Origin of the sequence: Sphingomonas sp. TREG-RG-20F-R18-01 (assembly GCF_022662475.1) — a bacterium.
Classification (GTDB): domain Bacteria; phylum Pseudomonadota; class Alphaproteobacteria; order Sphingomonadales; family Sphingomonadaceae; genus Sphingomonas.
The window spans coordinates 723711-733040 of the sequence record NZ_JAKNQQ010000002.1; the positions used below are offsets into that span (position 1 = coordinate 723711).

Sequence of the window (9330 nt, forward strand, 5' to 3'; positions counted from 1 at the left end):
TTCTCCAGCGTAACGAACAGGGAGATATCCGATGCGTGCACTCACTCTTGGTTTGCTGGCTGCGTCAACGCTGATTGCCGGTTGCGACGAATATGGCGGCCGCCCGGGCGGTTATGGCGATAACCGCTACGCGCAATATGATTATGACCGGCCGGATCCGTCCTACAACGGTTATGATGCATCGCGCTATTATCGGGACGATCGCCGCCATTACCAGGAGCGTCGCCTGTCGGAGAACGATCGGGTCTATCGCGGCAGCGACGGGCGCTACTATTGCCGCCGTAACGACGGCACGACCGGGCTCGTTGTCGGTGGCATCGCTGGCGGGGTTCTGGGTGCGGCGATTGCCCCGGGTGGCTCGGGCCTCCTCGGTGCCCTGATCGGCGGCGCGGGCGGTGCGCTTGCGGGCAAGGCGATCGACAAGAACGGCAGCGACAACCGCTGCCGTTGAGTGGGTAGGGAGCGCGGTTCCGAAGGGACCGCGTTCCCGCCGTACCGGAACGCTCCCGGCGATGGACCGTTGACCACCCTCAGCATCCGACAAAGGTCCATCATGAGCAAGACGCACAAACATCACCCGAAAAAACCGCCGCATGCGGCCGGCAAGCCCGAGCCCAAGCGTCCGTCCCGGACCATCAGCACGGCAACCGCCTGGTCGATCGGTGCGGCCGCGATCGCGGCCGGCGCGGGTATCGCTGCGTTTCTGACGCGGGGCAGGATTGCGGCGCTGCTGTCGGGGTCTGCTGCCGAGGGCCATGTTCCGACCGACTTGCTCGACCCGAAGCGCAATGCCGACGATCGTGCTATCGCCGATTTCCGTCCCGACATGTCGGCACCGATGACCGCTGCCGAACGGGAGGCGCTTCGCCCTGCGACCGGCCCGGCACCCTCGATGGTCGCCTCGCGTGGGACTATGAACGCACAGACGGGCGCGTCCAACTAACATCTCTTGCAGAATCGGCCGCCGTGCGCTGGCGGCCGACCGCGTCGGCGCGTCAGCGTCCGGCGTATCGACGATGCACGATGCGGCGGATGAGCGCCTGAAACGCGATGATCGACAGCAGGCCGGCCTGGCTGAACCGTGCATCGACGAACGCAATCCCTAACGACAGCAGCGCGCCTGCAACGACGCCAAAGCTGCGCGTCCGTGCCAATGTCACGGCTTCCGAAGGGACATCGTCCCGTACGATATCCGTCGCCGTGGCCAAGCGGGTCACCCGCAGGCTCAGCAACCCACTCACGACCAGCGTAAGCGCATAGACGATCGATGGTACGAGCATGCCGGCATTGGCGCTCATGAATGCCGTCGCGAACGGCAGGAACACGATGGCGCACAGCAGCTGGAGATTGGGACCGACCAGACGATCGGAATAATGGCCGGCAAGGCCGAACGCGCGGTGATGCCCTGTCCAGAACGCGCCGATGACGAAGAAGCTGACGAAAAACCCGACAAAATTGGGCAGCAGCGCCAGCAGCGCCGCGACATACGCCTGCCACGGCGACCCGAACGGCAGATGCGGGGGATGGACTTCGATGATCAGCAGCGTGATCGCGATCGCAAAGACGGCGTCCGAGAAGAAGATCATGCGTTCGAGCGGATGATCCGGTTTATGTCCGTTATGCGACATCGTGCGTTTTCCCCCGGGTTTGCGGCCGGTTATCGACGACCCAGGGTCGCTTGCGCAAGCGACCGATTGCACCCCGTCCAACGCCGCCCCATATCGCTGCCATGAGTGGAAACGAAACGGTGTGGCACGGCACTACGATCCTGTCCGTGCGTCGCAATGGTCGTGTCGTCATCGCCGGGGACGGCCAGGTGACACAGGGCCAGACGGTGATGAAACCCAACGCCAAGAAGGTGCGGCGGCTCGGCGACGGATCGGTGATCGCGGGCTTCGCCGGCGCCACCGCGGATGCGTTCACGCTGTTCGAACGGTTGGAGCGCAAGCTCGAGCAGCATCACGGGCAGCTGCTACGCGCCGCGGTCGAGCTGGCCAAGGACTGGCGGACCGACAAATATCTGCGCAACCTGGAAGCGATGATGATCGTCGCCGACAAGGAGGTTACGCTGATCCTGACCGGCAACGGTGACGTGCTCGAGCCCGAAGCGGGCGTCGCGGCGATCGGGTCCGGTGGCAATTACGCGCTCGCGGCGGCACGCGCACTGGTCGATTACGAGAGCGACGCCGAGACGATCTGCCGCAAGGCAATGGCGATCGCGGCGGAGGTCTGCGTCTACACCAACGACCGGCTGACCGTGGAAAGCCTCGAAACGAGCTAACCCATAAAGCCCCTCCCCTTCAGGGGAGGGGTTGGGGTGGGGACGTGTGAAACAGGCCCCCCGCCCGATCACCCAGAACTGCCCCACCCCAACCCCTCCCCTGAAGGGGAGGGGCCTAAGAGAGACCCCAACCCCTTCCCGAAGGGGACGGGCGCGAGAGAGACCCATGAACGACTCCCTGACCCCCAAGGCCATCGTCCGCGCGCTCGACGCGCACATCATCGGGCAGGCCGATGCCAAGCGCGCGGTTGCGGTTGCGCTGCGCAACCGGTGGCGGCGCCAGCGGCTTGGGGATGACCTTCGCGACGAGGTCAGCCCGAAAAACATCCTGATGATCGGACCGACCGGTTGCGGCAAGACCGAGATCAGCCGCCGCCTCGCCAAGCTGGCCGACGCGCCGTTCATCAAGATCGAGGCGACCAAGTTCACCGAGGTCGGCTATGTCGGCCGCGACGTCGAGCAGATCGCGCGCGATCTGGTCGAGGAAGCGGTCCGGCTGGAGAAAGAGCGCCGCCGTAGCGCGGTCAAGGACAAGGCCGAGGAAGCGGCGATGGCACGGCTGCTCGATGCGTTGACCGGCAAGGGCGCGAGCGAGGCAACGCGGGAAGCCTTCCGCCAACGCCTCCACGACGGGCATCTGCGCGACACCGAGATCGAAATCGAGCTCGAGGCCGCGCCGCAGATGCCGTTCGAGATGCCTGGCGGCGGCGCGCAGATGATCAACCTGTCCGAGATGATGGGCAAGGCGTTCGGCGGCGGCCAGATGAAGCGCCGCAAGCTGACCGTGCCCGCCGCCTGGGACAAGCTCGTCGAGGAAGAAGCCGACAAGCGCTTGGACCAGGACGAGGTGAGCCGCGTGGCCTTGGCGGATGCCGAGGCGAACGGGATCGTCTTTCTCGACGAGATCGACAAGATCGCGGTCAGCGACGCGCGCGGCGGGTCAGTCAGCCGCGAAGGCGTGCAGCGTGACCTGCTTCCCTTGATCGAGGGAACGACAGTGTCGACCAAATACGGGCCGATGAAGACCGACCATGTGCTGTTCATCGCGAGCGGCGCGTTCCATGTCGCCAAGCCGTCCGACCTGCTGCCCGAGCTGCAGGGGCGCCTGCCGATCCGGGTCGAGCTGAAGGCATTGACCGAAGACGATTTCGTTGCGATCCTCAGCGACACCAAGGCATCGCTCACCCAGCAATATGTCGCGCTGATCGCGACCGAGGGCGTGACGATCACCTTCACCGACGACGGCATCCGCGCGATCGCGAAGATGGCGGCACTGGTCAACGGCGACGTCGAGAACATCGGAGCGCGGCGATTGCAGACGGTGATGGAGAAGCTGCTCGAGGACATCAGCTTCAACGCCGAGGATCGTGGCGGAGAGACGATCGCGATCGATGCGGGCTATGTCGAGACGCATCTGGCGGGGATCGCGCGCAATACCGACCTCAGCCGTTTCGTGCTGTAGAACTGGGCACGCTTCAATGTATCGTAAACCCGGGGCAGGGTGGTTGTGATGCGGGCCGGTCAGCGTGTCGTCTTCACCCTGTTCCACGGTACGAACATGCCGATCCGACACCGTGGCCCCGGAATGCCGATGCCCCCGCGTTGCAACGTGTAGATCATGTCGTTGCGGCACAACTGCCCGCCGTGGATCTCGGTCACGATAATCGCGTCGGTATCGAGCCCGGGGCAGGCGGCCGGCAGGTCGTTTCGCCAGATCCGCGGTCCGTCCTGGTACAGCAGGACATGATCGTTCATCGCTTGCGGGGTCAGCTGGCGGCTCGTCGACAGGCAGGTTTCCGCTGTGCCCGCGGTTCGCCCTGCCAATGCCTTGTCGAGATCACGCGTGTCCGAAGCTGTCGTCGCGCCCATTGCGAGCATCGCCAGCGCTAGGCGGATCACGGCTTGCGGTACCGGACGAACGGCCCGAACGTACAGCTGCCGCTCGGCACCCGCGAGACGAGGTCGACCGTCTGAATGATGTCGCCGCGACACAATTGCCCGGTGTAGCTCTTGGTGATGATCGCATCCCCCCGGCGCAACCCGAAGCATCCACCGTTGGTATCGGTACGATAAATGTCGTTGCGATTGAACTTGTACAGGATCGTGTCGCCGACTCGGGACGTGTCATTGTAGTTGCGCTGCTGGATACATTCCTGCGGCCTGCCGGGAACAAGTCCAGCCAGCTGCTTGGCGAGGTCGGCCTGGTCCTTTGCTGCCTGACGTTCCTGGAAACCCCGGCTGTCTGCCGACACGGCGGTTCCGCCGGCGACCAGCAGCGCGGCGGGCAAAAGCAAGCGTAGCATCGCGATCATCCTCTTCCTGATGTCGCCCCCGGCGGTGATCCTACTCCCATCAGCCGCGGAAAGCATCCTTCTCTGCGCGCCGTTCGGCGAGCTGTTGTGCAGATGACGCGCGAAGGAACGGGTTGGTTGCGCGCTCCAGCGCGATCGTCGTCGGAACGGTCGGCCTGCCAAGCGCGCGCTGTGCGTCGACGTCGCGCATCCGCGCGGTGATGCCGGCGTTGTCAGGCTCGGCGACGGCGGCGTAGCGGCCGTTCGACGCGGTATATTCGTGCGCGCAATAAACGACGGTCTCGTCGGGAAGCGCGGCGAGGCGCTGCATATTGCCGAACATCTGCGGCGCATTGCCTTCGAACAGGCGGCCGCAGCCCATGGCGAACAGCGTGTCGCCGCTGAACAGCAGCGCATCGTCCACCATGTGGAAGACGATGTGCCCGGCGGTATGACCCGGCGTCTCGATTACGCGCGCGACATGGTTGCCGATTCGCACGCTGTCGCCCTCGCGCAAACCGTAGTCGAGCGTCGGGATCCGTTCGGCTTCGGCAGATGGGCCGCTGACCTTGGCGCCGAGCGCCTTGATCGCGGCGTTGCCGCCGGTGTGATCGGGATGCCAGTGGGTGTTCCAGATCTGCGAGATCGTCCAGCCCCGCTCGCCGACCGCCGCTATGACGGGGTCGGCTTCGCTCGGGTCGACCACGACCGTCTCGTTCGAGACGGGATCGTGGATCAGCCAGACGTAATTATCGCTGAGCGCGGGGACGCAGACGATCTCGAGATCGGTCGCCATCACCAGACGCCGGTATTCGGCATCGAGGCCCACGGCTCGGCGGGTTCGAGCGCGCCGCCATCCTGGAGCAGCTCGATCGAAATGTCGTCGGGCGTGCGGACGAATGCCATGTAGCCGTCGCGCGGCGGGCGGTTGATCGTCACACCGGCGTCCATCAGCCGCTGGCAGGTCTCGTAGACATTGTCGACGCGGTACGCGAGATGCCCGAAATTGCGGCCGCCGTCATATTCTTCCGGATCCCAATTGTGGGTCAACTCGACCTGCGCGTCATGATCGCCGGGGGCCGCGAGGAAGATCAGCGAGAAGCGGCCCTTGTCGTTGTCGATCCGACGGACCTCCTCGAGCCCGAGCAGTTTGAAGAAATCCATCGTCGCGGTCGGATCGGTGACACGGATCATGGTGTGCAGATATTTCATCGTGCTGGGGCTCCCTTGGTTGCCTGGTCAGATAGGGGTGCCCTTTGCACTTCGCTAGGCTGGGGCGTGATCTGGCTGCAGAGAATGCGCCCCCGACGAAGGCGGGTGCCCAAGCGCGACACGTCGATTTGAGAAGGCGGCGCATTGTTCCATTGGCCACCTCCCTTTGCCCCGGCCTTCGCCAGGGAGGGCTCTTGTACGTTGACGGCAGGGACTTGCTGGCGGGCTATGGTGCCCCGCTGAACTGCCGCAGCGCAGCCGCCGCGGCCTTGCCCGAGGGACTATCGGGCCGCAGGTCGACCGCCTGTTGCCACGCGGCCTTGGCGTTGGTCGCATCGCCCGCCTTCGCTGCGATGTTTCCCGCCTCGAGCTGGACGTCGCTGTCGTCGCCGCCGAGCCGCAGCGCCTCGGCGATATCCTTCCTGGCCCGCGGCATGTCGCCGTCGCGCCGCGCGAGGGTCGCCGACAACAGCCAGGCCAGCGGATCCGCCGGCACTTCGCCGAGCGCCCGGTCGAGATCGTCGCGCGCGCCTTCGGTATCGTTCGCCGCAACCAGCGCGCGGGCGCGGTCGAGATGCGCTTCGCCGAGTGGGAGCCCGGTCAGCGTCCCGCTCGCGATGGCGGCATCCAGCGCCGTGCGGGCCTTGGAAGGATCGCCCGCGGCGAGCCAGGCATTGCCGGCCTGTGCCCAGTAGTTTGCACTGCGCGCATCCTTCGCCTTTTCGGCAGCGGTCGCCGCGGCTTCGAACGCGGCGGAGGCGGCGGGCCAGCGTTGCTCGCGGCTGTACGCCATGCCGAGGCACTGGCTCGCAAGGAACGCGCCGCCGCCGAGCTTCCATTGCCCGGCTTCCGCCTCGGCCCCGGCCGGATCGCTGTTCGCACGGTCGAGGCAATGCTCGTAGCGCGTCCGTTCGGTCGAGGCGGGGCCGACGGGCGCGGGCCCCATCGGTGTGGCGGCGGCTTGGGCGAGGAGCAGCAGGATCATAAGGCGGGCGTTACATCCTCGATCGCCTGGATCAGCTGCGCGATATCGGACTCGCGCGACAGGCGGTAGTCGCCGTCCTTGATCAACGACACCTGCACGTCGGCTGAACGGATCAGCTCGGCAAGCCGGACGGTGCGGTTGTAGGGCACTTCGGCATCCGCCATTCCCTGCAGCAGGCGCACCGGGCAATCGACCGCTATGACCCCCGCCATCAACCGGTTGGCTTCGCCCGACTGCCAGAAGGCGCGGGTGTAGACGGTCGGCGCGGGACCGTAGGGCGACGGGCGTTCGAGCCGGCCTTCGGACAGCAAGGCAAGCTTGTCCTCGGTCGTGAAGCCCCAGTCGGTAAAGTCGGGCGCGGGCGCGACGCCGACCAGCGCCGCGACCTTCGCGGGATGGTCACGCGCGACAAGCAGCATTAGCCACCCGCCCAGCGACGACCCGACCAGGATCGCGGGGCCCGTAACGAGCTGGTCGAGCGCGTTCAGTACGTCGTCGCGCCAGTCGGCGAGTGTCTGGTCCTCGAACGCGCCTTCGCTCCTGCCGCAGCCGCCATAATCGAACCGCACGAACCCGCGCCCGTTCGCGGCCGCCCAGGCTTCGAGCGCAAGCGCCTTGCTGCCGGTCATGTCCGACCCGTAGCCAGGCAGGAAGACGACCGTCGGGCCGGTGCCCTTGGTGCGGTGGAACGCGAGCCGGGGGCGTTCGACTTTGGTGATGGTCATTGCATTACTCGCGGATGGGGGAAGGCGTGGTCTCACTGACCGTCGTTCTCCCGCGCAGGCGGGAGTCCAGGGTTACGGGCGTAGGGTCTGGCAACCCTGGGCCCCGGCCTTCGCCGGGGAACTAAGACGTTGAATAGTAAGGCGCGTCAGATCACGTAATCGACGCTGCGCACCTGCGCGACCTCGCCACGCTTGACGACCATCTGGCGATGCAACTTGGCGACCGTGCTGCTGCCGCTGGTCTTGCACCAGGCCGGCACGAACGCATGGACCACGGCGCCCAGCCCGCCGACGATCATCGTCATCCCGAAGCGCGACGCGACGCCGAAATGCTCGGTGTAGCTTTCGCCGACGGTGGCGGGATGGTCGAGGAACAGGCGTCGGAACATGAGCTTCTCCTTCAGGCGGCAGGCGCGCCGGACTTGGTGGCGATCCGGGCCAGCAGGTCGGCGGCGAGCTGGCTGAGCGTATCGTCGCGGGCCCCCATTACCACGATCCGGTCGCCGGGGCACGCCTGCTCGACCAGCCAGGTCGCGGCATCGGCGCGGTCGGGGATGTGGCGTGCCTGGTCGCCGATCCCGGCGACGATATCGGCGCTCGTCACTTCGCGCGAAACGGTGCCTCCCTGATAGACCGGATCGGGCAGCACCAGTCGGTCGTCGTCGCGAAGATGATCGCGAAACATCGCGATCAGTTCATGGCGCATGACCTTGAGCGGGCCATAGCCATGCGGCTGGAACAGCACCAGCAACCGGCCGGGGAAGGCGTGAAGCGTCGCCAGCGTCGCGGCGATCTTGTCGGGATTGTGCCCGAAATCGTCGATCACGGTGACGCCGCCCGCAACGCCGACCAGTTCGAACCGTCGTTTGAGCCCGGTGAACCCCTCGATCGCCTTGACCGCCTCCTTGAGCGGCACCCCCGCTGCGCGGGCCGCACCGAGCGCTGCCAGCGCGTTGGAGACGTTGTGCGCACCGGGCACCGACAGGCGGACGCGCTGCGTCTCGCCCTTGGCCACCAAGTCGAAGGTGATCGCGGACGGGGCAGGGGCGAGGGCGGTCGCGCGCAGGTCCGCGCTCCGGTCGATCGCGAACGTCACCAGCCGCGCCGGATCGAACCCGCGCGCCAGTGCCGCCGCCTCGGGATCGCCGACGTTGAGGATCGTCGTCTCGGCCTTCGCCGCGAAAGCAGAGAATAGCGTACGCAATTCCTCGAGCGACTTGTGGTCGAGGCTCACGTTGTTGAGCACCGCGATCTTCGGCGCATAGAGCGCGATCGACCCGTCGCTCTCGTCGACTTCGCTGACGAACGCTTCGCCATCGCCCACCAGCGCGCTGGCGAAGGGGGCATCGTCGGCCACGAAATTCTTCATCACCGCGCCGTTCATCACGGTCGGGTCGCGCCCACAGGCGTGGAGAATCCAGCCGATCATCCCCGTCACGGTCGACTTGCCGCTCGTGCCGGCAACGCCGATCGGCAGCGTGCTCGCGTTGAAGAGCGAGGCGAGCAGCTCGGGACGGCTCAACCGCGCCGCGCCGACGCGCTCCGCCGCCACGATGTCCGCGACGCTCGGCTCGACCGCGGCCGAGGCGACGACGATCTGTTCGGCCGAGGTGACGCCCGAGCCATCCTGCGCGAACAGCGTGACGCCCTTGGCGGCAAGATCGTCGAACTTCGCGGGCAGGCGTCCGGCGTCGAGCGTCCGGTCCGAGCCCGCCACGGTGGCACCGCGCCCGGCCAGGATCATCGCGAGCGGCATCATCCCGCTGCCGCCAATGCCGACGAAGAAGTAGGGTTTGCCGTTGGTCATCCTGCGGCGCTATCGCGGGTCAACGGAAA

13 protein-coding genes are annotated in these 9330 nt (G+C 66.4%); 4 read left to right on the forward strand and 9 right to left on the reverse strand.

The genetic code is table 11. The annotated features are described in order from the left end of the window. Positions 1 to 31: 31 nt before the first annotated feature. Together L8K25_RS08985 and L8K25_RS08990 are read left to right on the forward strand one after the other, a co-directional pair. A complete protein-coding gene (locus L8K25_RS08985; RefSeq protein WP_242138523.1) occupies positions 32 to 451 on the forward strand; it encodes a hypothetical protein in 420 nt (139 codons plus the stop codon). Positions 452 to 553: 102 nt separating this feature from the next. Further along, positions 554 to 943, forward strand: coding sequence for a hypothetical protein (locus tag L8K25_RS08990; RefSeq protein ID WP_242138524.1), 390 nt, complete (start codon positions 554 to 556; stop codon positions 941 to 943). A gap of 52 nt (positions 944 to 995) precedes the next feature. On the opposite strand, the gene L8K25_RS08995 is transcribed toward L8K25_RS08990, so the two are convergent. Further along, positions 996 to 1628 carry a TMEM175 family protein gene (locus L8K25_RS08995; protein ID WP_242138525.1) on the reverse strand — a complete coding sequence of 211 codons (633 nt, stop codon included), beginning with the start codon at positions 1626 to 1628 and terminating at the stop codon, positions 996 to 998. Between the two features lie 101 nt (positions 1629 to 1729). Between L8K25_RS08995 and hslV the strand changes: the two genes are divergently transcribed. Further along, entirely contained in the window at positions 1730 to 2281 is a 552-nt protein-coding gene (hslV, locus tag L8K25_RS09000; RefSeq protein WP_242138526.1) for an ATP-dependent protease subunit HslV, read from the forward strand. Positions 2282 to 2447: 166 nt separating this feature from the next. Next, positions 2448 to 3743 carry an ATP-dependent protease ATPase subunit HslU gene (gene hslU / locus L8K25_RS09005; protein ID WP_242138527.1) on the forward strand — a complete coding sequence of 432 codons (1296 nt, stop codon included), beginning with the start codon at positions 2448 to 2450 and terminating at the stop codon, positions 3741 to 3743. Positions 3744 to 3802: 59 nt separating this feature from the next. On the opposite strand, the gene L8K25_RS09010 is transcribed toward hslU, so the two are convergent. From L8K25_RS09010 to L8K25_RS09045, 8 genes are all read right to left on the reverse strand, one after another. After that, a complete protein-coding gene (locus L8K25_RS09010) occupies positions 3803 to 4180 on the reverse strand; it encodes a hypothetical protein (protein WP_242138528.1) in 378 nt (125 codons plus the stop codon). Continuing rightward, complete coding sequence (locus tag L8K25_RS09015) at positions 4177 to 4584, reverse strand: hypothetical protein (protein WP_242138529.1); 408 nt, start codon at positions 4582 to 4584, stop codon at positions 4177 to 4179. Before L8K25_RS09015 ends, L8K25_RS09010 begins: the two co-directional genes overlap by 4 nt. 49 nt (positions 4585 to 4633) lie before the next feature. Then, complete coding sequence (gene gloB, locus L8K25_RS09020) at positions 4634 to 5368, reverse strand: hydroxyacylglutathione hydrolase (RefSeq protein ID WP_242138530.1); 735 nt, start codon at positions 5366 to 5368, stop codon at positions 4634 to 4636. Then, positions 5368 to 5784 carry a VOC family protein gene (locus tag L8K25_RS09025; protein WP_242138531.1) on the reverse strand — a complete coding sequence of 139 codons (417 nt, stop codon included), beginning with the start codon at positions 5782 to 5784 and terminating at the stop codon, positions 5368 to 5370. Before L8K25_RS09025 ends, gloB begins: the two co-directional genes overlap by 1 nt. A 226-nt stretch (positions 5785 to 6010) precedes the next feature. After that, the gene (locus L8K25_RS09030) at positions 6011 to 6769 is read right to left on the reverse strand and encodes a tetratricopeptide repeat protein (RefSeq protein ID WP_242138532.1); all 759 of its coding nucleotides are present in this window, start codon (positions 6767 to 6769) and stop codon (positions 6011 to 6013) included. Then, positions 6766 to 7494, reverse strand: coding sequence for an alpha/beta hydrolase (locus L8K25_RS09035; RefSeq protein WP_242138533.1), 729 nt, complete (start codon positions 7492 to 7494; stop codon positions 6766 to 6768). The genes L8K25_RS09030 and L8K25_RS09035 overlap by 4 nt, the downstream gene beginning before the upstream one ends. A 146-nt stretch (positions 7495 to 7640) precedes the next feature. Beyond that, the gene (locus L8K25_RS09040) at positions 7641 to 7883 is read right to left on the reverse strand and encodes a DUF6356 family protein (protein ID WP_242138534.1); all 243 of its coding nucleotides are present in this window, start codon (positions 7881 to 7883) and stop codon (positions 7641 to 7643) included. An 11-nt stretch (positions 7884 to 7894) separates the two neighbouring features. Further along, positions 7895 to 9301: a Mur ligase family protein gene (locus tag L8K25_RS09045; protein ID WP_242138535.1), complete on the reverse strand. Its 1407-nt coding sequence runs from the start codon at positions 9299 to 9301 to the stop codon at positions 7895 to 7897. Between the last annotated feature and the right edge of the window lie 29 nt (positions 9302 to 9330).

Excerpts from the sequence above, each read along its gene's own strand:
- L8K25_RS09015 (WP_242138529.1), bottom strand. The coding sequence starts at position 4,584 with ATGCTACGCTTGCTTTTGCCCGCCGCGCTGCTGGTCGCCGGCGGAACC.
- L8K25_RS09025 (WP_242138531.1), bottom strand. The coding sequence starts at position 5,784 with ATGAAATATCTGCACACCATGATCCGTGTCACCGATCCGACCGCGACG.
- L8K25_RS09040 (WP_242138534.1), bottom strand. The coding sequence starts at position 7,883 with ATGTTCCGACGCCTGTTCCTCGACCATCCCGCCACCGTCGGCGAAAGC.
- L8K25_RS09045 (WP_242138535.1), bottom strand. The coding sequence starts at position 9,301 with ATGACCAACGGCAAACCCTACTTCTTCGTCGGCATTGGCGGCAGCGGG.
- gloB (WP_242138530.1), bottom strand. The coding sequence starts at position 5,368 with ATGGCGACCGATCTCGAGATCGTCTGCGTCCCCGCGCTCAGCGATAAT.
- L8K25_RS08985 (WP_242138523.1), top strand. The coding sequence starts at position 32 with ATGCGTGCACTCACTCTTGGTTTGCTGGCTGCGTCAACGCTGATTGCC.
- L8K25_RS09035 (WP_242138533.1), bottom strand. The coding sequence starts at position 7,494 with ATGACCATCACCAAAGTCGAACGCCCCCGGCTCGCGTTCCACCGCACC.
- hslV (WP_242138526.1), top strand. The coding sequence starts at position 1,730 with ATGAGTGGAAACGAAACGGTGTGGCACGGCACTACGATCCTGTCCGTG.
- L8K25_RS08990 (WP_242138524.1), top strand. The coding sequence starts at position 554 with ATGAGCAAGACGCACAAACATCACCCGAAAAAACCGCCGCATGCGGCC.
- L8K25_RS09030 (WP_242138532.1), bottom strand. The coding sequence starts at position 6,769 with ATGATCCTGCTGCTCCTCGCCCAAGCCGCCGCCACACCGATGGGGCCC.
- hslU (WP_242138527.1), top strand. The coding sequence starts at position 2,448 with ATGAACGACTCCCTGACCCCCAAGGCCATCGTCCGCGCGCTCGACGCG.
- L8K25_RS08995 (WP_242138525.1), bottom strand. The coding sequence starts at position 1,628 with ATGTCGCATAACGGACATAAACCGGATCATCCGCTCGAACGCATGATC.